The 24,105-nt window shown below is 53.4% G+C and carries 25 protein-coding genes, 1 pseudogene and 1 other annotated feature; of the genes and pseudogenes, 11 read left to right on the top strand and 15 right to left on the bottom strand.

From position 1 onward, the window contains the following. Positions 1 to 35: 35 nt before the first annotated feature. From oppA to oppF, 5 genes are all read left to right on the top strand, one after another. The gene (gene oppA, locus AC6I8R_RS10915; RefSeq protein WP_208723532.1) at positions 36 to 1,676 is read left to right on the top strand and encodes an oligopeptide ABC transporter substrate-binding protein OppA; all 1,641 of its coding nucleotides are present in this window, start codon (positions 36 to 38) and stop codon (positions 1,674 to 1,676) included. Between the two features lie 80 nt (positions 1,677 to 1,756). After that, positions 1,757 to 2,677 (top strand): oligopeptide ABC transporter permease OppB, encoded by a 921-nt coding sequence (gene oppB / locus AC6I8R_RS10910; RefSeq protein WP_013509342.1) that lies wholly within the window; start codon positions 1,757 to 1,759, stop codon positions 2,675 to 2,677. Positions 2,678 to 2,692: 15 nt separating this feature from the next. Further along, positions 2,693 to 3,601 carry an oligopeptide ABC transporter permease OppC gene (gene oppC, locus AC6I8R_RS10905; protein WP_036625040.1) on the top strand — a complete coding sequence of 303 codons (909 nt, stop codon included), beginning with the start codon at positions 2,693 to 2,695 and terminating at the stop codon, positions 3,599 to 3,601. A gap of 11 nt (positions 3,602 to 3,612) precedes the next feature. After that, a complete protein-coding gene (locus AC6I8R_RS10900) occupies positions 3,613 to 4,626 on the top strand; it encodes an ABC transporter ATP-binding protein (protein ID WP_021183065.1) in 1,014 nt (337 codons plus the stop codon). Next, a complete protein-coding gene (gene oppF, locus AC6I8R_RS10895; protein WP_021183066.1) occupies positions 4,623 to 5,624 on the top strand; it encodes a murein tripeptide/oligopeptide ABC transporter ATP binding protein OppF in 1,002 nt (333 codons plus the stop codon). Before AC6I8R_RS10900 ends, oppF begins: the two co-directional genes overlap by 4 nt. 45 nt (positions 5,625 to 5,669) lie before the next feature. Here oppF and AC6I8R_RS10890 read toward each other — a convergent pair whose 3' ends face one another. Continuing rightward, positions 5,670 to 5,999: an HI1450 family dsDNA-mimic protein gene (locus AC6I8R_RS10890; protein ID WP_013509338.1), complete on the bottom strand. Its 330-nt coding sequence runs from the start codon at positions 5,997 to 5,999 to the stop codon at positions 5,670 to 5,672. A 36-nt stretch (positions 6,000 to 6,035) separates the two neighbouring features. After that, the gene (cls, locus tag AC6I8R_RS10885; protein ID WP_021183067.1) at positions 6,036 to 7,496 is read right to left on the bottom strand and encodes a cardiolipin synthase; all 1,461 of its coding nucleotides are present in this window, start codon (positions 7,494 to 7,496) and stop codon (positions 6,036 to 6,038) included. Between the two features lie 162 nt (positions 7,497 to 7,658). Between cls and AC6I8R_RS10880 the strand changes: the two genes are divergently transcribed. Continuing rightward, positions 7,659 to 7,832: a YciY family protein gene (locus AC6I8R_RS10880; protein ID WP_152521863.1), complete on the top strand. Its 174-nt coding sequence runs from the start codon at positions 7,659 to 7,661 to the stop codon at positions 7,830 to 7,832. 192 nt (positions 7,833 to 8,024) lie between these two features. After that, positions 8,025 to 8,504, top strand: a complete 480-nt coding sequence (locus AC6I8R_RS10875) for an anti-virulence regulator CigR family protein (RefSeq protein WP_415174556.1) — start codon at positions 8,025 to 8,027, stop codon at positions 8,502 to 8,504. A gap of 84 nt (positions 8,505 to 8,588) precedes the next feature. Here AC6I8R_RS10875 and AC6I8R_RS10870 read toward each other — a convergent pair whose 3' ends face one another. Next, positions 8,589 to 8,885, bottom strand: coding sequence for a YciI family protein (locus AC6I8R_RS10870; RefSeq protein ID WP_497832247.1), 297 nt, complete (start codon positions 8,883 to 8,885; stop codon positions 8,589 to 8,591). A gap of 204 nt (positions 8,886 to 9,089) precedes the next feature. Between AC6I8R_RS10870 and tonB the strand changes: the two genes are divergently transcribed. Then, positions 9,090 to 9,833, top strand: coding sequence for a TonB system transport protein TonB (gene tonB / locus AC6I8R_RS10865; RefSeq protein WP_208723528.1), 744 nt, complete (start codon positions 9,090 to 9,092; stop codon positions 9,831 to 9,833). Positions 9,834 to 9,869: 36 nt separating this feature from the next. On the opposite strand, the gene yciA is transcribed toward tonB, so the two are convergent. The 4 genes from yciA to AC6I8R_RS10845 form a co-directional block, all read right to left on the bottom strand. Next, positions 9,870 to 10,286: an acyl-CoA thioester hydrolase YciA gene (yciA, locus tag AC6I8R_RS10860; RefSeq protein WP_021183072.1), complete on the bottom strand. Its 417-nt coding sequence runs from the start codon at positions 10,284 to 10,286 to the stop codon at positions 9,870 to 9,872. A gap of 66 nt (positions 10,287 to 10,352) precedes the next feature. Further along, positions 10,353 to 10,892, bottom strand: coding sequence for a septation protein A (locus tag AC6I8R_RS10855; protein ID WP_021183073.1), 540 nt, complete (start codon positions 10,890 to 10,892; stop codon positions 10,353 to 10,355). Positions 10,893 to 10,943: 51 nt separating this feature from the next. Next, on the bottom strand, positions 10,944 to 11,678 hold the full coding sequence (locus AC6I8R_RS10850; RefSeq protein ID WP_415174541.1) for a YciC family protein: 735 nt from the start codon (positions 11,676 to 11,678) through the stop codon (positions 10,944 to 10,946). 27 nt (positions 11,679 to 11,705) lie between these two features. Then, on the bottom strand, positions 11,706 to 12,122 hold the full coding sequence (locus AC6I8R_RS10845; RefSeq protein ID WP_208723525.1) for a YkgJ family cysteine cluster protein: 417 nt from the start codon (positions 12,120 to 12,122) through the stop codon (positions 11,706 to 11,708). A 248-nt stretch (positions 12,123 to 12,370) separates the two neighbouring features. Here AC6I8R_RS10845 and ompW point away from each other — a divergent pair, with 248 nt between their 5' ends. Then, the gene (ompW, locus tag AC6I8R_RS10840) at positions 12,371 to 13,003 is read left to right on the top strand and encodes an outer membrane protein OmpW (RefSeq protein WP_021183076.1); all 633 of its coding nucleotides are present in this window, start codon (positions 12,371 to 12,373) and stop codon (positions 13,001 to 13,003) included. 54 nt (positions 13,004 to 13,057) lie between these two features. Here the strand turns inward: ompW and AC6I8R_RS10835 are convergent, their stop codons facing one another. The 3 genes from AC6I8R_RS10835 to AC6I8R_RS10825 form a co-directional block, all read right to left on the bottom strand. After that, on the bottom strand, positions 13,058 to 13,408 hold the full coding sequence (locus tag AC6I8R_RS10835; RefSeq protein WP_152521865.1) for a hypothetical protein: 351 nt from the start codon (positions 13,406 to 13,408) through the stop codon (positions 13,058 to 13,060). Between the two features lie 91 nt (positions 13,409 to 13,499). Next, positions 13,500 to 15,170, bottom strand: a complete 1,671-nt coding sequence (locus AC6I8R_RS10830; RefSeq protein WP_415174542.1) for a lytic polysaccharide monooxygenase — start codon at positions 15,168 to 15,170, stop codon at positions 13,500 to 13,502. Positions 15,171 to 15,374: 204 nt separating this feature from the next. Continuing rightward, positions 15,375 to 15,689 (bottom strand): BON domain-containing protein, encoded by a 315-nt coding sequence (locus tag AC6I8R_RS10825; protein WP_021183079.1) that lies wholly within the window; start codon positions 15,687 to 15,689, stop codon positions 15,375 to 15,377. A 201-nt stretch (positions 15,690 to 15,890) separates the two neighbouring features. Between AC6I8R_RS10825 and AC6I8R_RS10820 the strand changes: the two genes are divergently transcribed. Further along, complete coding sequence (locus AC6I8R_RS10820; RefSeq protein ID WP_021183080.1) at positions 15,891 to 16,331, top strand: hypothetical protein; 441 nt, start codon at positions 15,891 to 15,893, stop codon at positions 16,329 to 16,331. A 42-nt stretch (positions 16,332 to 16,373) separates the two neighbouring features. On the opposite strand, the gene trpA is transcribed toward AC6I8R_RS10820, so the two are convergent. The 5 genes and pseudogenes from trpA to AC6I8R_RS10795 form a co-directional block, all read right to left on the bottom strand. Beyond that, positions 16,374 to 17,177 (bottom strand): tryptophan synthase subunit alpha, encoded by an 804-nt coding sequence (gene trpA / locus AC6I8R_RS10815; RefSeq protein ID WP_021183081.1) that lies wholly within the window; start codon positions 17,175 to 17,177, stop codon positions 16,374 to 16,376. Next, positions 17,177 to 18,367, bottom strand: coding sequence for a tryptophan synthase subunit beta (trpB, locus tag AC6I8R_RS10810; protein WP_208723520.1), 1,191 nt, complete (start codon positions 18,365 to 18,367; stop codon positions 17,177 to 17,179). The genes trpA and trpB overlap by 1 nt, the downstream gene beginning before the upstream one ends. A 45-nt stretch (positions 18,368 to 18,412) precedes the next feature. Beyond that, positions 18,413 to 19,780, bottom strand: a complete 1,368-nt coding sequence (gene trpCF / locus AC6I8R_RS10805; protein WP_497832246.1) for a bifunctional indole-3-glycerol-phosphate synthase TrpC/phosphoribosylanthranilate isomerase TrpF — start codon at positions 19,778 to 19,780, stop codon at positions 18,413 to 18,415. 1 nt (position 19,781) lies between these two features. Further along, a pseudogene (trpD, locus tag AC6I8R_RS10800) lies at positions 19,782 to 21,375 on the bottom strand (bifunctional anthranilate synthase glutamate amidotransferase component TrpG/anthranilate phosphoribosyltransferase TrpD). Further along, positions 21,375 to 22,937 carry an anthranilate synthase component 1 gene (locus AC6I8R_RS10795; RefSeq protein ID WP_497832245.1) on the bottom strand — a complete coding sequence of 521 codons (1,563 nt, stop codon included), beginning with the start codon at positions 22,935 to 22,937 and terminating at the stop codon, positions 21,375 to 21,377. Before AC6I8R_RS10795 ends, trpD begins: the two are co-directional and overlap by 1 nt. Positions 22,938 to 22,960: 23 nt before the next feature. Further along, positions 22,961 to 23,065 (bottom strand) — a sequence feature (Trp leader region). 155 nt (positions 23,066 to 23,220) lie between these two features. On the opposite strand from AC6I8R_RS10795, the gene rnm reads away from it, so the two are divergent. Then, entirely contained in the window at positions 23,221 to 24,105 is an 885-nt protein-coding gene (rnm, locus tag AC6I8R_RS10790) for an RNase RNM (protein WP_415174546.1), read from the top strand.

Here is a 24,105-nt window from a genome sequence, read left to right as displayed (position 1 = left end):
CTTCCCGGTGACGATAATAAAACTGGAGCGTAATAATGAACAACATCACGAAAAAAAGCCTGATCGCCTTAGGTGTGGTTGCGGCGATTGGCGCGCTGGCAGGGAATGCCGCGCTGGCAGCAAATGTGCCAGCAGGCGTTGAATTGGCAGCAAAGCAGGAGTTGGTGCGCGGTAATGGCGACGAAGTCCAATCTCTGGACCCGCATAAAATTGAGGGTGTGCCGGAAGACAACGTGGCGCGCGACCTGTATGAAGGTTTGTTGGTCAGCGACAGCGATGGCAAACCGGTTCCGGGTGTTGCTGAAAGCTGGGAAAATAAAGACTTTAAAGTCTGGACTTTCCATCTGCGTAAAAATGCCAAATGGTCCAATGGCGCGCCGGTAACAGCGCAGGACTTCGTTTACAGCTGGGAGCGTCTGGTTGATCCCAAAACCGCGTCACCGTACGCCAGCTATCCGCAATATGGTCACATCGCCAACGTTGATGACATCATTGCCGGTAAAAAACCGATTACCGATCTGGGCGTAAAAGCGCTTGACGATCATACGCTGGAAGTGACCCTCAGCGAGCCGGTGCCTTATTTCGACAAACTGCTAATCAACTCCGTGATGTCTCCGGTGTACAAACCGGCAATTGAAAAGTTTGGCGACCAGTGGACGCAGCCGCAAAACTGGGTGGGTAACGGTGCCTTTAAATTACAGGATCATGTGATCAACGAGCGTATTACGCTGGTCCGTAACCCGGAATATTGGGACAACGCACATACCGTACTGAACAAAGTCACTTTCCTGCCGATCAACTCAGAAGTCAGTGATGTGAACCGTTTCTTCTCCGAGAACGGCAGCGACATGACTTACAACAACATGCCGATCGAGCTGTTCAAAAAGCTGCAACGTGATAACCCGAAAGAGCTGCACGTTGACCCGTATCTGTGTACTTACTACTACGAAATTAACAACCAGAAAGCACCGTTCACTGACCCGCGTGTGCGTGCTGCGCTGAAACTCGGCCTTGATCGCGACATCATGGTGAACAAAGTTCTGGCTCAGGGCCAGCAGCCAGCCTACAGCTTCACCCCGCCAGCCACCGATGGCATGGAAATTCTGCCGCCAGACTGGTTCAAGTGGTCACAGGAAAAACGTAACGCAGAAGCGAAGAAACTGCTGGCTGAAGCCGGTTATACCGCTGATAAACCGCTGACGTTTAACCTGCTGTACAACACCTCCGATCTGCATAAAAAACTGGCGATCGCCGCGGCGTCTATCTGGAAGAAAAACATTGGCGTGAACATCAAACTGGAAAACCAGGAGTGGAAAACTTTCCTGGATACCCGTCATCAGGGCAACTTTGATGTGTCCCGTGCCGCCTGGTGTGCAGACTATAACGAACCAACGTCGTTCCTGAACATCATGGTATCTGACAGCAGCAGTAACACCTCGCATTATAAGAGCGCAGAATTTGACAAGGTGATCAAAGACGCAATTAAAGCGCCTGACGCCAAAGGTCGTGCTGCCGATTATCAGAAAGCCGAGCAGATCCTGGATAAAGACAGCACCATCGTGCCGGTTTACTACTACGTGAACGCGCGTCTGGTGAAAACCTATGTGGGTGGTTACACCGGCAAAGATCCGCTGGATAAAACCCTCGATAAGAACTTTTATATAATTAAACACTAATAGCACACAGGCTATCAGACAGAGGCGGTGCTGCGGCACCGCCCATTACTTTGTGAAGCAACAGCCTGGTAGGTACGGCAATGTTAAAATTCATCCTGCGCCGGATTCTTGAAGCGATTCCGACGCTCTTTGTTCTAATCACCATCTCCTTCTTTATGATGCGACTGGCCCCCGGCAGCCCCTTTACGGGTGAGCGCACCCTGGCGCCCGAAGTCATGGCCAATATCGAAGCCAAATATCATCTCAACGACCCCATCGGCAAACAATACGTTGATTACCTGATCCAGTTGGCGCATGGCGACTTTGGTCCCTCCTTTAAATATAAGGATTACAGCGTTAACTATCTGGTGGGACATGCCTTCCCGGTATCAGCCAAGCTCGGGCTTGCCGCCTTTGTGCTGGCAATGGTGCTGGGCATTGCGGCGGGCGTGATAGCCGCGTTAAAACAGAACAGTTTATGGGATTACGCGGTGATGGGGGTCGCCATGACCGGCGTGGTGATACCCAGTTTTGTGGTAGCGCCATTGCTGGTGCTGATCTTCGCCATCACCCTGCGCTGGCTGCCTGGCGGCGGCTGGAATGGTGGGCAACTGCAATATATGCTGCTGCCGATGGTGGCACTGTCGTTAGCGTATATCGCCAGCATCGCGCGTATCACGCGTGGCTCAATGATTGAAGTGATGCACTCCAACTTTATCCGCACCGCGCGGGCGAAAGGGCTGCCGCTGCGTCGTATCGTGCTGCGTCATGCGCTGAAACCGGCACTGCTGCCCGTCATCTCCTATATGGGACCGGCTTTCGTCGGCATCATCACCGGTTCAATGGTGATCGAGTCGATTTACGGCCTGCCGGGTATTGGTCAGCTGTTTGTGAATGGCGCGTTGAACCGTGACTATTCGCTGGTGATGAGCCTGACCATTCTGGTTGGTGTGCTGACTATTGTGTTTAACGCGGTCGTTGACGTGCTGTATGCCGTTATCGATCCGAAGATTCGCTACTGACGCCGGAGTTCGCCCATGATGTTAAGTAAGAAAAACAGCGAAGCTCTGGATGCCTTCAGTGAAAAGCTGGAAGTGGAAGGGCGCAGCCTGTGGCAGGATGCGCGTCGTCGCTTTATTCATAACCGCGCCGCGCTACTCAGTTTGCTGGTGCTGGTGCTGATCGCGCTGTTTGTGATTTTTGCGCCGATGCTGTCGCAATTCCGCTACGACGATACCGATTGGGGCATGATGTCGGCTCCGCCGGACACCACTTCGGGCCACTGGTTCGGTACCGACTCTTCCGGGCGTGATCTGCTGGTGCGCGTGGCCATCGGTGGCCGTATCTCGCTGATGGTGGGGATTGCCTCTGCGTTGATTGCGGTGCTGGTCGGCACCTTGTACGGTTCGGCTGCCGGTTATCTTGGCGGTAAAACCGACTCGGTGATGATGCGTATTCTCGAGATCCTCAACTCCTTCCCGTTTATGTTCTTTGTCATTCTGCTGGTGACCTTCTTTGGCCGTAATATCCTGCTGATTTTTGTCGCCATCGGCATGGTGTCGTGGCTGGATATGGCACGTATCGTGCGCGGGCAAACCCTGGGCCTGAAACGCAAAGAGTTTATCGAAGCCGCGCAGGTTGGTGGGGTATCAACGATGAACATCGTGTTGCGCCATATCGTACCTAACGTCCTTGGTGTGGTGGTGGTGTATGCCTCGCTGCTGGTACCCAGCATGATCCTGTTCGAATCCTTCCTCAGCTTCCTCGGCCTGGGTACGCAGGAGCCGCTGAGCAGTTGGGGGGCGTTGTTAAGCGACGGGGCAAACTCGATGGAAGTTTCCCCCTGGTTGCTGATGTTCCCGGCGGGTTTCCTTGTGATCACGTTGTTCTGTTTTAACTTTATCGGCGATGGCCTGCGTGATGCCCTCGACCCGAAAGATCGTTGAGGAGTTTCCCGATGACCATTCATGAATTTCAGCCAGCAATGGCGGCCCGTGCGGGAAGCAACCTGTTGTTAGATGTTAAAGATCTGCGTGTCACCTTTGGTACGCACGATGGCGATGTCACTGCGGTCAACGATCTCAACTTCTCGCTGCGAGCCGGTGAAACCCTCGGCATCGTTGGTGAGTCGGGTTCCGGTAAATCGCAGACCGCGTTTGCGCTGATGGGGCTACTGGCGAAAAACGGTCGCATTGGCGGATCTGCCAAATTTAACGGCCAGGAGATCCTCAACCTGCCGGAAAATACGCTGAATAAACTGCGCGCCGAGCAGATCGCGATGATCTTCCAGGACCCGATGACCTCGCTGAACCCTTACATGCGCGTTGGCGAACAGCTGATGGAAGTACTGAAGCTGCATAAAGGGATGAGCAACGCCCAGGCGTTTGAAGAGTCAGTGCGTATGCTCGATGCGGTGAAAATGCCGGAAGCACGCAAACGCATGAAAATGTATCCGCATGAATTCTCAGGCGGGATGCGCCAGCGCGTAATGATTGCTATGGCGTTGCTGTGTCGTCCGAAATTATTGATTGCCGATGAACCTACCACCGCATTAGACGTGACGGTACAGGCGCAAATCATGACGCTGCTGAACGAACTCAAGCGTGAGTTCAACACGGCGATCATCATGATTACGCACGATCTGGGCGTGGTTGCCGGGATCTGCGACAAGGTGCTGGTGATGTATGCCGGGCGTACTATGGAGTATGGCCGGGCGCGTGATGTGTTCTATCAACCGGCGCATCCGTACTCGATTGGTCTGCTGAGCGCGGTACCGCGTCTCGATGCCGAAGGGGAGTCGCTGATGACGATTCCGGGTAACCCGCCCAACCTGTTACGTCTGCCGCAGGGCTGTCCGTTCCAACCGCGATGCCCGCATGCGATGGATGTCTGTGCCAAAGCCCCGGCACTGGAACCTTTTGGTGAAGGTCGTCTGCGCGCCTGCTTCAAGCCGGTGGAGGAGTTAGTATGAACGCCGTAGCTGAGAAAAAAGTGTTACTGGAAATCGCCGATCTGAAGGTGCATTTCGATATCAAAGATGGCAAGCAGTGGTTCTGGCAACCCGCCAAAACCCTGAAGGCGGTGGATGGCGTGAGCCTGCGCCTGTACGAGGGGGAAACCCTCGGCGTGGTGGGTGAGTCCGGCTGTGGTAAATCGACGCTGGCACGCGCAATCATCGGGTTGGTGAAGGCCACTGATGGTCGTGTGGCGTGGCTGGGACGCGATTTGCTGGGACAGAGTCAGGAAGAGTGGCGCAAAGCGCGCAGTGATATCCAGATGATCTTCCAGGACCCGCTGGCGTCGCTCAACCCGCGTATGACCATCGGCGATATCATTGCGGAGCCGCTGCGCACCTATCATCCCAAGATGCCGCGTCAGGAAGTGAAGGACAAGGTCAAAAACATGATGATGAAGGTTGGCCTGCTGCCCAACCTCATCAACCGTTATCCGCATGAGTTTTCGGGCGGTCAGTGTCAACGTATCGGCATTGCGCGTGCGTTGATCCTCGAACCGAAGCTGATTATTTGTGATGAACCCGTTTCCGCGCTCGATGTGTCGATTCAGGCGCAGGTGGTGAACCTGTTGCAGCAGCTACAACGTGAGATGGGGCTGTCGCTGATCTTCATCGCGCACGATCTGGCGGTGGTTAAACACATTTCTGACCGTGTGTTGGTGATGTATCTCGGTCATGCGGTGGAGCTGGGGACTTACGATGAGGTCTACAGCAATCCGCAGCACCCGTATACGCGTGCGTTGATGTCAGCGGTGCCGATTCCCGACCCGGATCTGGAGAAGAACAAACAGATTCAGTTGCTGGAAGGGGAACTGCCGTCACCGATCAATCCACCATCAGGCTGCGTGTTTCGCACTCGTTGCCCGATAGCCGGGCCGGAGTGTGCCAAAACGCGTCCATTGCTGGAAGGCAGCTTCCGCCATGCGGTATCTTGTCTGAAGGTTGATCCGCTATAAAACAAAACGCCGGGCAAGTGCCCGGCGTTCATTGTCGTGCTGCGATCATTCGCGCCAGAGAATATGACACAACTTGTGGTCTTTCTCGCGGCACAGCAGAATACGCGCGAACACATCGGTAATCGGCTCACCATCGGCTTCACCGAGGCCAATCACCACCTCAGAGAAAAAGTCAGGGTTCAGGTCAAAATCGACATGCTCCTGCCAGTCTTCTGACGGATCGAACAGCTCTGCGCCACCGCGTTCCTCAAATTGCAGGTTGAACAAAATGATATCTGCGGGATCGAGATTGTCGCCTGCCAGCTCAAGAAAAATATCGTAAGCCTGCTCCAGCGTTTCATCTTCGGTAAGGCGGTTATTTAAATCCATAGTCATTGGCGTGCCCTGCGGCGGTAAATATTTCCGCTCGTTTTACAGTAAAGGACTGAAGAAGTAAAACAGTCGTTCGACGATGCGTTGCCACCAGGCACGTTTTGCCCAGCGAGCGCCATCCAGCAGGCGTGAACGCGCGATGTAATCATCCTGTACGCAGGCGAGATCGCTGCCAAATCCGGCGTCATCCACCACCAAAGTAATCTCAAAATTGAGCCACAGGCTGCGCATATCCAGATTCACCGTACCCACCAGGCTGAGCTGACCATCAACCAGCACGCTTTTGGTATGCAGCAGGCCATCTTCAAACTGGTAAATCTTCACCCCCGCCTCCAGCAGCTCGGTGAAGAAGGCACGACTGGCCCAGCCCACCAGCAGTGAATCATTATGGCGTGGCACCACAATGCTGACCTCGACCCCGCGCAGTGCAGCGGTGCAGATGGCATGCAGCAAGTCATCGCTCGGCACGAAATACGGCGTGGTCATGATCAACTGATGACGAGCCGAGTAAACGGCAGTCAGCAACGCCTGATGAATCATGTCCTCGGGGAATCCTGGACCAGAAGCGATCACCTGAATGGTGTGGCCGCTCTCTTTCTCAAACGGCATGATATTGGTATCGGGTGCCGGGGGCAGGATACGTTTGCCGGTTTCAATCTCCCAGTCGCACGAGTAGACAATCCCCATGGTGGTCGCCACCGGGCCTTCCATACGTGCCATTACATCAATCCATTGACCGACACCGGCATCTTGTTTAAAGAAGCGCGGATCGACCAGGTTCATGCTGCCGGTGTACGCGATGTAGTTATCAATCAAAACTACTTTGCGATGCTGACGCAAATCCATCCGGCGCAGGAAGACACGCAGCAGGCTGACCTGTAACGCTTCCACCACGTCGATACCGGCATTGCGCATCATGCCGACCCACGGGCTACGGAAGAAGGCGACGCTGCCTGCGGAGTCGAGCATCAGGCGGCAATGGACACCACGGCGTGAGGCAGCCATCAGCGATTCTGCCACTTCATCGGCGAGGCCGCCCGGTTGCCAGATATAAAACACCATCTCGATGTTATGGCGTGCCAGTTGGATATCGCGAATTAACGCATGCATGACATCGTCGGAGTTGGTCAGCAACTGCAACTGATTACCTTTTACCCCGGCGATGCCCTGGCGGTGATGACAAAGCTGAAACAGCGACAGCGCCACGTCGCTATGTTCGGTGGCAAAAATATGGCGACATTGTTTCAGGTCGTTCAGCCATTTGGCGGTAGAAGGCCACATGGTGCGTGCGCGTTCCGCACGGCGTTTACCCAGATGCAGTTCACCAAATGACAAATACGCAATGATACCCACCAGCGGCAGAATATAAATGATCAGCAACCAGGCCATCGCGGAGGTGACGGCACGGCGTTTCATCAGAATACGCAGCGTCACCCCGGCGATAAGCAACCAGTAGCCAAAAAGCAGCAACCAACTGATAAGGGTATAAAATGTGGTCATTAAGTGGACGTCCCGTTCGCGCTTTGATGAGCAAAGTTTACGTGTTGCTGAACGGTAGCGAAACCTTTAATCATAACGGGGTAACGATAAGCGATTCGAATTGGCATTTTATGGCAGATCACTATAATGCGTGCCGGTGATTAGCCTGTTTGAGAGGATGTGATGAGACGAAGCAGAAATGAAGTGGCTCGCTGGAGAATGTTACGTCAGGTGCAGCGTCGTCGTGCGCGCTGGCTGGAAGGGCAGTCACGTCGTTACAAGCGTATTCACGCTATTCGTCATCAGGTCGCGCAGCAGCATCGCCGCTCCATCCTGTTTATCACCCAGAATGCCTGAGAAAGGCCATCCTGTTTGTCAGAACTGAAAGCAGCGAGATTTGTCGTGCTGTTTTCAGTGCTCAATTTTTTTAGTGTGATTTGCGTCCATTATTTAATGTATCAGCGCCATGTTGATAGCATTTAGGATTGCATGAAATTGCAGTTTAGTAGATCCAGAGATAAATTTATATTGAGTCCCTCTGGAAGCATTATCATGTTAAAGCAAACGAAATCAAACCTGCTCGTGGCGGCGTTATGCCTCATATTATCGTCTCCCTCTGTATTTGCTAATCCAGGACATGGCAATGGGAACGGTAATGGCAATGGCAATGGGCATGCAAATAACAGCGGAAATAGTAAGAAAGGACATAATGACAGCGGTTATAGTGCGGGTAAAAAAGGAAAAAACCCGCATAATGCTGACACGGAAATTTCTTTTTCTTTTGCGCGTGGTTTAGCCGTAGATATGGGAATGACAGGGTATAAGTCGTTGCCACCTGGAATTGCGAAAAATCTGGCGCGAGGTAAACCGTTACCTCCGGGTATCGCGAAGCGATATGTCCCTAAATCAATGCTTAACCGACTGCCTTACTACCCAGGTTACGAATGGCGTATTGTTGGTGATGACCTTGTTCTTATTGCACTAAGCACTGCGGTAGTGACTGCAATTATTAATGGCGTTTTTGATTAACCGCGTTTCGACACATCTGGTGCGATAAATGAAGAGAAGGGACAAACGGAATTTATGCTGTTTGTCCCTTATTGTTTTAATTTTTTAAAACACCCGTTTGAACGGTTTGACCTCCACCTGCTTATATACGCCAGCAGCGATATAAGGGTCATCATTGGCCCAGGATTGCGCCGCTTCCAGTGACGGGAACTCTGCAATCACCGTAGAACCGGTAAAACCGGCCGCGCCAGGATCGTTGCTGTCGACGGCGGGCATTGGGCCAGCCACAATCAAACGCCCTTCATCCTGCAACAATTGCAGACGTGCCAGATGGGCAGGGCGTACAGCGGTGCGTTTTTCGAGCGAGTCAGCATTGTCTTCCGCATAAATGACATAAAGCACGATAGGGAACTCCCGTTAGACTGGTCTGATTTGCCGAACACGTTAAGTGATCGTTAATCAGAGTGCAAACGAAAGATAATCCCACTGCCATCCAGCGCAAATGGGGCTAAAAAAGGCATTTACGGTACACACTTAACTCTGCTTGTTGAAACTGATTGCTATTTGCATTTAAAATCTGCGCTTCACTCAATGAACATGACTGTTATGACGACGCTGACTACGCCTTTTCCCAAACGTACCCCGGTTTCTGTGCTGTTATCTGTGGTTCTTCACGGTACGGTAATTGCCGGCATTCTTTATGCATCGTTTCATCAGGTCATTGAGGTTCCGAAAGCATCCCAACCGATCAGCGTTACCATGGTGGCGCCTGAAGTGCAGCCTGAACCTGCGCCAACCGTGCAGACCCCGCCGCCACCGGAGCCAGAACCCACTCCTGAGCCAGTACCAGAAGTCGCGCCGGAACCACCAAAAGCTGAGCCAGTTCCGATCCCGATTCCAAAACCTGAGCCGAAGCCAAAACCCAAGCCGAAGGTAGAGAAGAAGCATGAGCCGAAACGTGAGGTGAAACCACGCGAAGAGGCGAAGCCGCAGGCTCCGGTGAAAACTGACGCCCCAACTACCCAGACGCGCCCGACGACCGCACCGCGAACCACACCAACCTCCACGCCTTCGGTTTCTGATGGCCCGAAAGCGATGAGTGTCAGTAAGCCAGCCTATCCGGCACGCGCCTTCGCGCTGCGCGTTGAGGGGCGGGTGCGGGTACAGTTCGATGTGGATAGTGACGGTCGTGTCGATAACATTCAGATTCTGTCTGCGGAACCGCGCAACATGTTTGAACGTGAAGTGAAGCAGGCGATGAAGAAATGGCGCTATCAGCCAGGGCGTCCCGGCACCAACCTGACGATGAATATCGTGTTCCGCATCAACGGTGGCGCGAACATCGAATAAGAAAAAAGCGGTCAATGACCGCTTTTTTTAGCGCTGTTAATCACTCAGATTGGCTTTACCCGGTGGCAGTGGCCGTGACTTGCCGGAGTTATCAATAGCGACATAAATAAACACCGCTTCGGTCGCACAATATGTCTGACCAATCGGTTCCGACGAGACTTTTTTGATCCACACTTCCACGTTGATGGTCATCGAGCTGTTACCGGTGCGAATGCAGCGGCAATAGCAGCTCACCACATCACCTACCGCAACGGGTTTCAGAAAACTCATGCCATCCACCCGTACTGTTGCGACACGGCCCTCAGCAATCTCTTTTGCCAGGATGGCACCGCCCATATCCATCTGCGACATCAGCCAGCCGCCAAAAATATCACCGTTGGCGTTGGTATCTGCTGGCATCGCCAGCGTGCGCAGCACCATTTCGCCTTGCGGCAATTTATGTTTTTCGTCCATTGCTTCAGTTCTTATGCAGGTGAGGCGGCAAGCGCCAAAAAACCCGGCAGAGCCGGGCATCAGAGATTATTTTTCTTCTTGTTGTGGCATGTGTCGCCAGATGTATGCGCCACTTAACAGGGTAAACAGCAGGGTAAGACCTGTCAGACCAAACACCTTAAAGTTAACCCAAAACTCCTGCGATAACCAAAATGCAACATAAATATTCGCCAGGCCACAGGCGAGGAAGAAAATCGCCCAGGCAATATTCAGACGACGCCAGACCGTATCCGGGAGCTGCAACTCTTTACCCAGCATGCTTTGAATCAGCGGTTGCTGCATAAACCACTGGCTGTAGAGCAACGCCAGCGCAAACAGAGAGTAAATCACCGTCACTTTCCATTTGATAAATTCATCGTTATGGAACACCAGCGTCAGCGTGCCAAACACGGCAACCAGTACGAAGGTGATGATGGTCATTTTTTCCAGTTTGCGGTACAGCACCCAACTGGCGATTAGCGCGATACCCGTGGCAACCACCAGCGCGCCCGAAGCGACAAAAATGTCGTAAAGCTTGTAGAAAACGAAGAACACGACCAAAGGGAGAAAATCGAGTAACTGCTTCATAGAATATCCAGTCAGGGGCGTTAATTCAGGCGCTCAACGAGCGCCATAAGGTTAACGTAACAGCATATACAGCCGGTACAGGTAGATAATCAGGATGGCGGAAACCAGGTTCCCCAACGCGTTCAAAACCACAGACGCGACATTGGCGGGCAGTACCGTCAGCGAGGAGAAAAAGAACATCAGCGCAATTTTCGCCAGCAGCCAGACAATAATGGCCGGCGCGATCAGTTTCATATTTTTCCATGCCATGCGCATACTGGCGCGCATCGCACTCATCACACCCATCTTCTCATTGACCAGCATTACCGGTGCCAGCGATAGCAGGATTGCCAGCATCACCCCTGGTACCATCAGCACCATAAAGCCGAGTTGCACCAGCAGGGTGATTAAAAAGGTTTGCAGCAGCAATTTGGGCAGCGTTGGTGCTGAAGCACCGATGGCGCGCAGCGCGCTCACACGCTGACCGCTTGATACCATCGGGATCAGGCACAGCATACCGCCTAATAACAAGGTATTTCCCACCAGCGCCGCGAAGGTGCCTGCCGCCGAGGCGCGCAGCAAAATACGCTGCTGTTCCGGCGACATATTCTGTACCAGTTCAAACAGCGAAGAAGCGCTGTCATCGCTCTGACTCAACAGCGACAACTGGTCAGCACCAGGCGTCAGGGCGTGGCCGATAATCACGGTTATAAATGAGGTAAGCAACGCCATCAGCACAATGGTAATCAGCTGATGGCGCAGAAAATTTCCTGTGTCACGGTATAACGAGCTTGCCGTGATAGACATGTACACTCCTTGGAGAAACCGGGTTAATTAACCCGGCGATTGTACATGTTCTGCGGGCAGGCTGGCACCCGGATTAGGACATCTTTCTGTCATCTCAGGTAAAGAAGGGTGAAAAAGAGCAGGTAAACCATAGCGCGCTCTGGCCCGATCGCAGGCTTCGTTCAGCACGCCATGTTCACCCGACATCTCAAATTCACGGCAAGGGGAAGGACGGTGTTGATAAATGCCGCAAGAGACGCAGCCGCCGATCTCGCCCTGCAATGCCACACAACGCGGTTCGCGTACGTTAGTGCCGCGCATATTCCGCATCAACAGGCTGAGGGGTTCGGTTAATTCAACGGGAACGAGGCCGCCCGCATCGTCAGCTTCGGCCCAATAGAAAGAAACACGGAAATGGGCGCAGCAGGCACCACAGGTCATACAAGGGTTAAGTGAATCGCTCATTTGATCGCCCGCTTCTCCTAAGCATCGAACCAAAATCAACGGAAGAGAAATAGCAAAGTAGTCACGCTGTGAAATTTTCGCAAGGGGATTTTTATTACGCCGTGTAAGGCCAAAATTGATCTGAATCAATTCATTGTTTTATAAGTGATTTATTTGAATTGATTCACATGCATTTTGCCTGAAAAAGCGTTAGATCTTTGCCACCAACGCTGATCAATAACATCAACAATTCTGGCAAAGGAGTGAATATGAAACTGGCAAAATGCGCGCTGCTGGTGGCACTGGCGATCCCACAATTGGCACTGGCCCATGAGGCGGGTGACTTCTTTATGCGTGCGGGTAGCGCGACAGTTCGTCCGACCGAAGGCTCTGACAATGTGCTGGGTATGGGCGGTTTTAACGTTAGTAATGATACGCAACTGGGTCTGACTTTTACCTATATGGCCACCGATAACATCGGTGTCGAGTTGTTGGCTGCGACGCCATTCCGTCATAAGGTTGGTCTGGGGCCAACGGGTAATCTGGCAACAGTACGCCAGCTGCCACCCACCTTGATGGCGCAATATTATTTCTTCGACAGTAAAAGCCAATTCCGTCCCTATGTGGGTGTAGGTATCAACTACACCACATTTTATGATGCTAAATTCAACCAGACCGGTCGTGATGCGGGTCTGACCGACCTTAGCGTGAAAGATTCCTGGGGAGCGGCGGGTCAGGTGGGCGTGGATTATCAAATCAACCGCGACTGGATGCTGAATGCTTCACTGTGGTACATGGATATCGATACCACCGTGAAATTTAAAGCGAATGGACAACAACAGAATATTGATACCCGTATCGATCCCTGGGTGTTCTTCTTTGGTGTCGGTTATCGTTTCTGATTGGCGATGGGATGACAGCTCCAGGTCGCCATTTATGGCGACCTGATCTGAATATCAGTGGGTAAGCGGCAACGTTTGCGATGCTTCCTGCTGTCCATCGGCTGTCATTGGCGTAAACATCACTTCTTTTTGCAGCGGCAGATGGTGTGGACAGGCACCGTAGACGATGACGGTTTGTCCCGGAAGTACTGTGGTTTCATTCAACGCCACAAGCGCATCATCCGGCAGCAGTTTGATATCTTTGTCGAGTTGGATCGGCACTTTACCGTTATTCGTCACCGTCAGTCTTTGCTCTTTTATTCCCCATACCAGTGGCAGAGGGGCAGATTGTACTGCCTGAGAAAACAGCGAGCATAGCAGCAGTGCTGAAGGCACAAGGCAAAGAACCTTAATTGTCCTTGTCATATACGACTTCCTGAGCATTCGCCTCCTGACGAAACAGGAGGCGATGAGATAATCAACGCGCCTTGAAAATTACAAGGCGTGTGACAGGTGATTAACGGCGAACTTTAACCGTCTGGGTGGCAGTTGAAGAAAGGCCAGTGTTGGGGTCAGTAATTTTTACCTGAACGTCAACATCGAAATCTTCCATCACTACTGAGGCCGGATAATCGAGAGTTGCAATCTGACCATAGCGATGTTTGAACACAATCTTATTCGCGTTGTTCAGCACCGACCACTCAAACTTAGCGGTATCGAGTGAAGCATTACCCGGTAAGGTTGAATTGGCTGCACTCAGGGTTGCACGCAGGTTTCCTGTTGAAATGGTGTCGTTACCCTGAATTTCCAGATTGGCGATCGGTTTGGTTTCTGTCGCTTTTACCGTCACAGTGATATCACTGCTATCGGTTTTATCACCTTTTTTCACTGTCAGGCGGTAGGTAACCTTACCGGTTGTGCCAGGTTTGATCAGCGCACGGGCTTTCGCTGTGCTGACGCTCTGCACCCATGCTCCATTGTCCATGGTTTGCATTGCGCCGATATCGTGACCCGAGACAATCGTCCACTTATAGCTATCCGCATTCTTACTGGCAGAGCCATCCAGTGGATAGTTACGGGATTCTTTATTGCTCTCAACGGTAAAGTTGGTCCCTGCCACCGCAACCGGTGCATTCGTTGCTTTTTCAACAGTCATAACAACTGACTGCATATTATCTTGTAAGAAGATACCGTTATTACGAAGATCGGTTGGGTCAAATGAAATACTGCCGCTGGTGCTTTGCTTACCGATCAGAACAAAATTGGAATGGTTGGTGTTAATTTCAGTTGCCAGCTCAGCAATCCATTTGTCATTAACGTTAGCGGCAGTGATCTCTTTTTTAATATCAACCAGGTTGTTACCTTTAGTGCCACCCATCAAACGGAAGTGAACATATTCACCGGCTACCGGTTTGTGCTCGTGGGCAAATTTACTGTATTCAAACCAATCGGTAGTTTGACCGCCATCCTCACCACCCGGATTCTCGGGTTCAGTCGGTAATTCACCACTTCCAGGCTGATCGATTATCACATCACTACAGTTGTAAAAACCTTCACCACGGGGGTCATTACGCTGCCAGCGTGAAAAAATCACTGCACGACCAGTACGGTCTGCCGGGATGGTGAGAGTAAAATCTTCGTAACTGGAGTAAGCGCCCGGAACGTCTCCTGGTCTTTTTTGAGTTGCTTTGGAAGAAACAACGGTATCCAGTAACTCCACATCGTCCCAGCCCAGGGCTTTCTCTGCCGCATTGTACCCTTTTTTACTGATATAGAATTCAATCCATGAAGGGTCATGAGGTTGGGTATAGCCATAACGCATTTTCACCTTACCGTTGCTGTCTGGCTTGATCAGCGTGGTGTGCCATTCGGCGCGAGGAGTACTGAATCCTTTCCCTTTCGTTGTACCGGAGCAAATGAGGGTGCTGGGGATCTCTTTTCTGGCTTGTTCTGCGCTGTGATTACCACCAACAAAACCTGTCAACTCTTGCCAGGTATAAATCGACTGACCAGCATCATTGCTTTCTGCGGAGGCTTTTTTACAGACATCAAGATTCTGGTTTTGATTGCAATAATACTGACGTGCTGGTGGCTCGACTAAGCCACCATGACCAAATACACTGGGTACGGAGCCAGCACAGATGCTACCAATTACTAAAGATAGCAACGTCCGATGTTTAAGTTTCATCAGGGAATATCCTTTTGATTATTCATTTGCTGTGTGATTAACAAGAAACGGTGGTTATCACCTTTTTCGTGTGAATTATAAAAACGACACAGACGGGATAAAATAATCAAAGGATGAGAATGAAGAGGGATTAATTTAGAAATGTCCTGATGATTTTAAGATGTAGCGCAATAAAATCGGGCGACCAGATAGTCGCCCGATAACTTATTTGATTTGCATATTATTTACGACAGATTTAACACCGGCGACGGTGCGTGTCACCGCCACGGCACGGTTCGCCATTTGTGGTGAACTGACGAATCCACTCAACTGTACGCGCCCTTTGAAAGTTTCCACATTGATCTCCGTGGATTTCAGCGAGTCATCTTTCAACAACTCTGTTTTCACCTTGGTGGTAATCACCGTGTCATCGATGTAACCCCCGGTTCCTTCCTGCGTTGACGTAGGTGCACATGCGCTGAGTGCCAGCGCCATCACCGCAGCCATCACCAATCCTGCAACGACTTTGAACAATTTCATCGGTTATCTCCTTGTCATACATGATGTTTCACCGCGATGTGACGGTGCGATTAAAGTGTGGTGTGGCGGTTGGGAATGGTCAAATGACCGGGTGGAAAAAACACGGAATATGGCGTTTTTTGCCACTTATTGATCCCATTGCTTTATTTGGCAATCGGTTACGCTGTGAACACCTCAGCAGCTGCCTTCAGGGATCAAACAATGAAAAAAACCCTTATCCTGATTATCGCCACCGTTGGCTATCTTTCCTGGTTACAACTTTTTGCCAGCCAGACATTGCCGGTGCCACGCGCGCAGGCGGAATCCCGGCTGATTAATCCGCACCTGGGCACCATCTGTAAGGCGACCGCCGCCATTAGCTTCGGGCGTAATTTCCGCATCATGCAACTGGATAAAGTCGATGAACAGGGCGTTGCCTGGGTGCATTATCTGCGCCCGTCGGATCATTCGCGCTGGGCGATTCGTTGTCGTTTACAGGAGGATCGGGTGATTTGGATGGCGGATAATCCCGACAGTGATGCGCGTTGGCGCATCGGTCCGGACGATGAGAAGATCACCTGGCGTATCAGCGAAGACAATCTCACTCTCAGGCTGGTTTACCCTGATGGTTCCGGTGATGAGCAAACTTTTCAACTGGAGTAGGGAGAACGCCTTATCCGCCGTGCGGCAGATAAGGCGGGGTGATTAACGGGTTGCGGCCTTCAGATTGCTGACAAAGGCTTGCAGTTCGCTCAGCAACGTCTCTGGTTGATGTTGATTACGTTCAATAATCTTCACAATAGCAGAACCAGAAATGGCACCGGCAGCACCGGCGCTGACGGCTTCTTTTACCTGGCCCGGCTCGGAGATACCAAAGCCCTGCAACGGTGGAGCAGCATGGTATTCACGCAATTTGTCGATCAGATGCTGCAACGGCACATGGGCACGGTTTTCAGAACCGGTCACTCCGGCGCGTGACAGCAGGTAAGTATAACCACGGCCATGCGAAGCAATTTCACGCAGCAGGTCATCATCGGCATTCGGCGGGCAGATAAAGATCGGTGCCACATTGTGGCGCATTGCCGCCTGACGGAACGGGGCGGATTCTTCCACCGGCACATCGGCCACCAGGACGGAATCGACCCCAACGGCTGCGCACTGGGCGTAGAAGTTATCGATCCCTTTGCTGAACACCAGGTTGGCGTACATCAACAAGCCAATTGGCAGCTCAGGGTATTTCTGGCGTACGGCTGCCAAAATTTCAAAGCATTGTGCGGTGGTGGTTCCGGCGGCAAAAGCGCGCAAAGTGGCGTTCTGGATGGTCGGACCATCGGCCAGCGGATCGGAGAACGGAATGCCTAATTCCAGTGCATCGGCACCGCCCGCGACCAGCGCATCAATAATTTTCAGCGACATCTCTGGCGACGGATCGCCCAGCGTGACGAAAGGAACGAACGCACCTTCTTTGTTCGCCGACAGACGTTTAAACAGCTGATTGTAACGTTCCATCAGATCTCTCCCTTCGCTTTCAAAATATCGTGAACGGTAAAAATGTCTTTATCGCCGCGGCCAGACAGGTTAACCACCAGCAACTGCTCTTTTTCCGGGTTTTCACGGATCATCTTCAACGCATGGGCGAGGGCGTGTGAAGACTCCAGTGCCGGGATAATCCCCTCGGCACGGGAGAGTTGCTTAAAGGCGTCCAGTGCTTCGTCATCGGTGATCGACACATATTCAGCACGACCAATGCTGTTGAGATGGGCGTGTTGTGGTCCCACCGACGGGAAATCAAGACCCGCCGAGATAGAGTACGACTCCTCAATCTGGCCTTCTTCGGTCTGCATCATCGGCGCTTTCATGCCGAAGTAGATGCCTACACGGCCATGCTTGAGCGGTGCGCCATGCTCACCGGTTTCGATGCCGTGACCTGCCGGTTCAACGCCGATCAGGCCAACGCTGGTTTCATCGATAAAGTCAGCGAACATACCGATGGCGTTCGAGCCACCGCCGACACAAGCCAGAACCGCATCCGGTAAGCGACCTTCTTTTTCCAGAATCTGTGCTTTAGTCTCTTCGCCAATCATACGCTGGAACTCGCGCACAATGGTCGGGAAGGGGTGTGGACCTGCCGCGGTGCCGAGCATGTAGTGTGCGGTTTCATAGCTGCCGGACCAGTCACGCAACGCCTCGTTACAGGCATCTTTCAGCGTGGCGGAGCCGCTGTGCACCGGAATCACCTCTGCACCCATCAGGCGCATACGGAACACATTCGGTGACTGGCGCTCCACGTCTTTCGCGCCCATATAAATGCGGCACTTCATACCCAGCAGCGCACAGGCCAGGGCAGAGGCGACGCCGTGCTGACCCGCACCGGTTTCCGCGATGATTTCATTTTTACCCATGCGCTTTGCCAGCAATGCCTGGCCAAGCACCTGGTTAGTTTTGTGCGCGCCGCCGTGCAGCAAATCTTCACGCTTCAGATACAGGCGGGTTTTGGTGCCTTTGGTCAGGTTGCGGCACAGCGTCAGCGCCGTGGGGCGACCGGCATAGTTTTTCAGCAGGTCAGTAAATTCGGCCTGAAAATCCGGATCGCGCTGGGCTTCGACAAATGCCGCTTCCAGCTGACGCAGAGCGGGCATCAGGATTTGCGGCACATATTGACCGCCAAACTCGCCAAAATAGGGATTCAGTAACGTCATCTTCTCATCTTCCTTATCCAGCCCGCACCCGGCGGGCAAGAGAAATTAATAGGCGCGTAAGGTGCGGAACACTGCGGCAATTTTGCTGGCATCTTTAATGCCCGGCGACGATTCCACACCAGAATTGAAGTCCAGACCGGCGCAACCCAGTTGTGCCGCTTCGACACAGTTGTCGGCGCTTAATCCGCCCGCCAGCAGCACATTGCTGAGATCCTGTCCCTGCAACAGTGACCAGTCAAAACGCTGGCCGGTACCGCCCTGACCATTATCAAATACATAGCGGTCAACATGCGGCCAGTCGCGCGCAGGGAGCGTATCTTTGATACTCAGCGCTTTCCAGATCTGCACGGTTTCCGGCAATGCCTGACGAAGTTCGGCAACAAATGCCGGGTTTTCATCGCCATGCAACTGGACGGCGAACAGGTTGAGTGCAGTGACTTGCGTGACAATGTCACTTATGCCTTGGTTGCGAAACACGCCAACGTATTTCAACGGTGCAGCGGCGATCACCGCCTGCGCCTGTTGCGTACTCACCTGACGTGGCGAGCCTGCGGCAAAAATCACCCCACCATAAATGGCACCGGCCTCATGGGCGCTGCGCGCATCTTCCGCACGGGTCAGGCCACACACCTTGTTGTCACCCAGCAATACGCGACGCACGCCTGCGTTGAGGTCATCTTCTTCCATCAACGCCGAACCAATCAGGAAACCATTGGCAAAATGGCTGAGTTCACGGATCTGCGCATAGTTATGAATGCCGGACTCACTAATCACCGTTACGCCGTGGCTGAGGCGTGGGGCAAGCTGGCGTGTACGATTCAGGTCAATCGACAGGTCGCGCAGGTCGCGGTTATTGATGCCGACCACTTTGGCTTCCAGCGCGATGGCGCGTTCCAGCTCTTCTTCGTTGCTAACCTCGGTCAGCACACCCATTTTCAGGCTGTGGGCCACCGCGGCCAGTTGGCGGTACTGCTCGTCATCTAACACCGACAGCATCAGCAGAATGGCATCGGCCTGGTAATGACGCGCCAGGTAGATCTGATAAGGGTCGATGATAAAATCTTTGCACAGCACCGGCTGCGTGATCGCTGCACTGACGATGGGCAGAAACTCGAAGTTGCCCTGGAAGTATTTTTCATCGGTCAATACGGAAACGGCGGAGGCATAGTTCCGATAAATACCGGCGATGGTCGCGGGATCAAAGTCCTCACGAATCAGTCCCTTCGACGGTGACGCCTTTTTGCATTCCAGAATAAAGGCAGTTCGTGTACCGCGCAGCGCATCGTAAAAATGGCGTTCGGCCGGTTGCAGGCTGTTCTGGAAAGTGGTCAGCGGCTGCTGCGCTTTACGCGCCTCGACCCAGACGGCTTTATCCAGCACAATTTTTTCTAACACGGTTCCCTTAATGCTCATCTCATCCTCTCGCTGCCAGTGCTACAACGCGTTCATAGGCCTGACCGCTGCGAATGGCGGTGATGGCGCGTTGTGCGTTGTCACGCAAATCTTCATTACCAAATACTTTCAGCAACATCGCCACGTTCACCGCAACGGCTTCCTCGTGCGCTTGCTGGCCTTTACCCTGGAGTAAACGCGTCAGAATGTCACGGTTTTCTTCCGGTGTACCGCCCGCCAGCGCTTCTTTGTCGTGGAAGCGGAAACCAAAGTCTTCTGGCGTCAGTTGATAGCCGGTAATTTCGCCGTCACGCAGCTCCGCCACCTGGGTTGGGCTATGCAACGCCACTTCGTCCATACCGCCACCGTGCACCACGGCGGCACGCTGGTAGCCGAGCACTTTCAACGTCTGGGCAATCGGCAGTACCAGCTCCGGGCTGTACACGCCGATCACCGCCAGCGGTGGACGCGCCGGGTTAATCAACGGACCGAGTACGTTGAACAGGGTGCGGGTTTTCAGCTGCTGACGCACCGGCATCGCGTGACGGAAACCGCTGTGATATTGCGGCGCGAACAGGAAACAGACGTTCAGATCATCCAGCGCCTGGCGCGCTTGCTCTGGCGGCATGTCCAGATTGATGCCAAACGCCGCCAGCAGGTCGGACGAACCGGATTTGCTCGATACGCTGCGGTTGCCATGCTTGGCGACTTTCAGGCCACAGGTCGCCGCAACAAAGGCGCTGGCGGTGGAGATATTAATGCTGTTGCTGCCGTCACCACCGGTGCCAACGATATCGGCAAAGGTGTAATCCGGGCGCGGGAAGGGTTTGGCATCTTCCAGCAGCGCTGACGCAGCACCAGCGATCTCTTCCGGGCGCTCGCCACGCACTTTCATGGCAATCAGCGCAGCGGCCAGTTGGGTTGGTTCCAGTTGGCCGGTAATAATGGCGCTAAACAGCTGATGGCTTTCTGCCTGAGTCAGCGTCTGGGCCTGATAAAGTTTTTCCAGAATAGCTTGCATCATTATCTCCCTATTACTTCGCCAGCGCCCAGGCCAGCGTCTGCTCTAACAAACGTGCGCCCTGGGTGGTCAGAATAGATTCAGGATGGAACTGGAAGCCGCATACGCGATCGGCATCGTGACGTACCGCCATCACCATGCCGTTGTAGCTGGCGTTCACCGTCAGCTCGGCTGGGGTATTGCTCCCCACCAGTGAGTGATAGCGCGCGACGGGCAGGGGATTGCTCAGACCGGCAAACATGCCAATCCCGTCATGGGTAATGGAGGAAGCTTTACCATGCAGAATCTCACCGGCCTGACCTACCTGGCCGCCATAGGCTTCAACAATCGCCTGATGGCCGAGGCAGATACCGATAATCGGCAGACGGCCACGCAGGGTGCGCAACAGTTCCGGCATACAACCGGCATCTTTCGGCGCGCCCGGTCCGGGAGACAGCATTAGCACCGGGTTTTCCATCTGCTGTAAGCGTTCAACCAACAGCTCCGCTGGCAGGTTATTACGGTAGATCACCACGTTGTGGCCGAAGGTCCGCAGCTGATCAACGAGGTTGTAAGTAAAGGAGTCGATATTATCGAGCAGCAGGATATCGGCCATCAGAAAATCTCCTTGCAGTGATGGGCGGTGGCAATCGCGCGCAGCACTGCGCGGGCTTTATTACGGCTTTCATCGGCTTCCGCCTGGGGCTGAGAATCCAGCACCACACCGGCACCGGCTTGCACCGTGGCGACGCCATCTTCCACCCAGGCAGAACGAATGACGATACAGGTGTCGAGGTCGCCGTGCGCAGTGAAGTAACCGACCGCACCGCCATAGCTGCCGCGACGGGTGCCTTCGGCGTTGGCAATCAGCTGCATGGCACGCACTTTAGGCGCGCCGCTCAGGGTGCCCATGTTCATCACCGCACGATAGGCATGCAGCACATCCAGGTCATGACGTAACGTACCCACCACGCGGGAAACCAGATGCATCACATAGGTGTAGCGGTCAACGCTGGTCAGATCGGCGACATAGCGGCTGCCCGGCACACAGATGCGCGCCAGATCGTTACGCGCCAGATCGACCAGCATCAGATGTTCGGCCAGCTCTTTATGGTCGGTACGCATTTCCAGCTCGATACGGCTGTCCAGATCGCGATCCAGCGAGCCATCGGCATGACGGCCACGCGGGCGTGTACCGGCGATTGGGTAGATTTCAATCTGACGACTGGTGGCATCGTATTTCAGCGAGCTTTCCGGCGAGGCGCCGAACAGCGCGAAATCCTGGTCCTGCATAAAGAACATATACGGGCTGGGGTTGCTGTTTTTCAGCGTGTCATAGGCCGCCAGCGGTGACGGGCAAGGCAACGAGAAACGACGCGATGGCACCACCTGGAAGATCTCACCAATGCGAATGGCTTCCTGCATCTGGCTCACCACGTTGCAATAGACCTCATCGCTTTGGTTGGTGCTGAGGGCCATATGTTCTACGGTTTGCACCGGCAAGGCGGGTGCGGGCTGTGTCATCTGTCCACGCAACTGTTCGACACGGCTTTGCAGACGCTGGAACTCGCTGGTGGAAGGGCAGAACAGGCTGGCCTGTAGGCGACCACTGCGTGTCTGATGGTCAATCACCAGCAAGGTTTCTGCCAGGTAGAAGCAGTAATCCGGGCAGCGCTGATCATTGCGAAGCTCAGGTAATTCTTCAAAACCGGCCACCAGGTCATAGGCGAATAATCCACCGAGGAACATCGCTTCACGCTCTTCCTCCGGGCTTTGCACCAGTTGCGGAATCAGACGTAACGCGTCAAACACCGACAGCGCTTTCAGGCGCGAATCTTCATCCTGTAAATCCTGGGGTTGTGGGAAGTGCAGCTCACGGCCATCGGGGCGCACAGCAATCTGCACCGCCTGCGGTAATGCTTCATCCAGCAGCGCCAGTAACGAGCGGCCATTCTCAGACAGCGCCTGAATAGTGACGACATTGCCGGTAGCGCTGATACGCAGGGCGCTATCCACGATTAACAGGCTTTTCAGGTTACGTTTGCTGTCGATATCGGCGGATTCGAGCAGCAGGGTTGCCGGACGTGCGCCGCATAATTGATGAAACACTGCGGCCGGATCTTCGCGATAGGGCGCGGTGCCGGTAATCAACTTCAATGTAGGTTTCGCATTTGGCATGATGAATTCTCTGAATTTAGCTCAAAAAAAAGCCCGCTCGGTGGCGGGCTCAGGTATCTGCACAGCGTTTACGCAAGTTGTGCACGACGACGTCGCCCGTGTTCGGGAACATCGCGCCACCAACCATTTGAATGCGTGTGAACAACAGCCATGATTAAATACCCGTTACGTGTGAACTTGTGTACTAGTTAACTGGTTCGGCTGAAAAAAGTCAATACCCTTTTTCAGTTAAGGGCAAAATCGGTATCATGCCTGCCGGTTTATGCAGTTGCTGGAGCTATCCTTGTCGGACATCCCCCGTTTTCCCCTTTACGATTTACACAGTCATACGCTGGCTTCTGACGGCGTGCTGACCCCTGCGGCGCTGGTGCAGCGCGCAGTGGAGATGCGCGTCGGCGTGCTCGCCATTACCGATCACGATACCGTTGCCGGGGTGGCGGAAGCGCAACAAACGGTAGCGCAGCACAACTTGCCGCTGAAAGTGGTCGCCGGACTGGAGGCCTCAACGTTATGGGAAAACCATGAAATCCATATTGTCGGATTGCATGTCGACTGCCAGCATCCGGTACTGACCCAATTCCTGGCGCAGCAACATCACTGCCGTGAGCAACGGGCGCTGCTGATCGCCGAACGGCTGGAGCGCGCGCGAATTCCCGGTGCGCTGGACGGAGCGCAGCGTCTGGCACAGGGTGGGGTGATCACGCGCGGCCATTTTGCCCGCTATCTGGTTGAAATCGGGAAAGCGGATAACCTTGCCCAGGTGTTTAAGAACTACCTGGCGCGTGGGAAAACCGGTTATGTGCCCCCGCAATGGTGTACAATTAAACAAGCCATTGATGCAATTCATGATTCTGGTGGCTTTGCCGTGCTGGCACACCCCGGACGTTACGGTCTTTCCGGCAAATGGCTGAGACGGCTGATCGCCCATTTCACGGATGCAGGTGGCGATGCAATGGAAGTGGCGCAATGCCAGCAGGCACCAAACGAACGCAGCCAGCTGGCAACGTATGCCCGCGAACACCAGCTGGCAGCGTCGCAGGGATCTGATTTTCACCAACCCTGTCCGTGGATCGAACTGGGTCGCAAGCTGTGGTTACCAGGCGGTGTGGAACCGATCTGGGAACGCTTTCCCGTGCTTGCGCCTGAGCTGAACCCCAGCGACAGGTGA

It is taken from the genome of Pantoea sp. X-Soil-OKNW-713 (assembly GCF_059730685.1).
The sequence above is the reverse complement of the archived record's forward strand: the minus strand, read 5'-3'. Positions and strand labels throughout refer to the sequence as shown.

Coding starts and splice junctions, on each gene's coding strand:
- oppA (WP_208723532.1), top strand. CDS start 36: ATGAACAACATCACGAAAAAAAGCCTGATCGCCTTAGGTGTGGTTGCG.
- oppB (WP_013509342.1), top strand. CDS start 1,757: ATGTTAAAATTCATCCTGCGCCGGATTCTTGAAGCGATTCCGACGCTC.
- oppC (WP_036625040.1), top strand. CDS start 2,693: ATGATGTTAAGTAAGAAAAACAGCGAAGCTCTGGATGCCTTCAGTGAA.
- AC6I8R_RS10900 (WP_021183065.1), top strand. CDS start 3,613: ATGACCATTCATGAATTTCAGCCAGCAATGGCGGCCCGTGCGGGAAGC.
- oppF (WP_021183066.1), top strand. CDS start 4,623: ATGAACGCCGTAGCTGAGAAAAAAGTGTTACTGGAAATCGCCGATCTG.
- AC6I8R_RS10890 (WP_013509338.1), bottom strand. CDS start 5,999: ATGACTATGGATTTAAATAACCGCCTTACCGAAGATGAAACGCTGGAG.
- cls (WP_021183067.1), bottom strand. CDS start 7,496: ATGACCACATTTTATACCCTTATCAGTTGGTTGCTGCTTTTTGGCTAC.
- AC6I8R_RS10880 (WP_152521863.1), top strand. CDS start 7,659: ATGAGACGAAGCAGAAATGAAGTGGCTCGCTGGAGAATGTTACGTCAG.
- tonB (WP_208723528.1), top strand. CDS start 9,090: ATGACGACGCTGACTACGCCTTTTCCCAAACGTACCCCGGTTTCTGTG.
- yciA (WP_021183072.1), bottom strand. CDS start 10,286: ATGGACGAAAAACATAAATTGCCGCAAGGCGAAATGGTGCTGCGCACG.
- AC6I8R_RS10855 (WP_021183073.1), bottom strand. CDS start 10,892: ATGAAGCAGTTACTCGATTTTCTCCCTTTGGTCGTGTTCTTCGTTTTC.
- AC6I8R_RS10850 (WP_415174541.1), bottom strand. CDS start 11,678: ATGTCTATCACGGCAAGCTCGTTATACCGTGACACAGGAAATTTTCTG.
- AC6I8R_RS10845 (WP_208723525.1), bottom strand. CDS start 12,122: ATGAGCGATTCACTTAACCCTTGTATGACCTGTGGTGCCTGCTGCGCC.
- ompW (WP_021183076.1), top strand. CDS start 12,371: ATGAAACTGGCAAAATGCGCGCTGCTGGTGGCACTGGCGATCCCACAA.
- AC6I8R_RS10835 (WP_152521865.1), bottom strand. CDS start 13,408: ATGACAAGGACAATTAAGGTTCTTTGCCTTGTGCCTTCAGCACTGCTG.
- AC6I8R_RS10830 (WP_415174542.1), bottom strand. CDS start 15,170: ATGAAACTTAAACATCGGACGTTGCTATCTTTAGTAATTGGTAGCATC.
- AC6I8R_RS10825 (WP_021183079.1), bottom strand. CDS start 15,689: ATGAAATTGTTCAAAGTCGTTGCAGGATTGGTGATGGCTGCGGTGATG.
- AC6I8R_RS10820 (WP_021183080.1), top strand. CDS start 15,891: ATGAAAAAAACCCTTATCCTGATTATCGCCACCGTTGGCTATCTTTCC.
- trpA (WP_021183081.1), bottom strand. CDS start 17,177: ATGGAACGTTACAATCAGCTGTTTAAACGTCTGTCGGCGAACAAAGAA.
- trpB (WP_208723520.1), bottom strand. CDS start 18,367: ATGACGTTACTGAATCCCTATTTTGGCGAGTTTGGCGGTCAATATGTG.
- trpCF (WP_497832246.1), bottom strand. CDS start 19,780: ATGAGCATTAAGGGAACCGTGTTAGAAAAAATTGTGCTGGATAAAGCC.
- AC6I8R_RS10795 (WP_497832245.1), bottom strand. CDS start 22,937: ATGCCAAATGCGAAACCTACATTGAAGTTGATTACCGGCACCGCGCCC.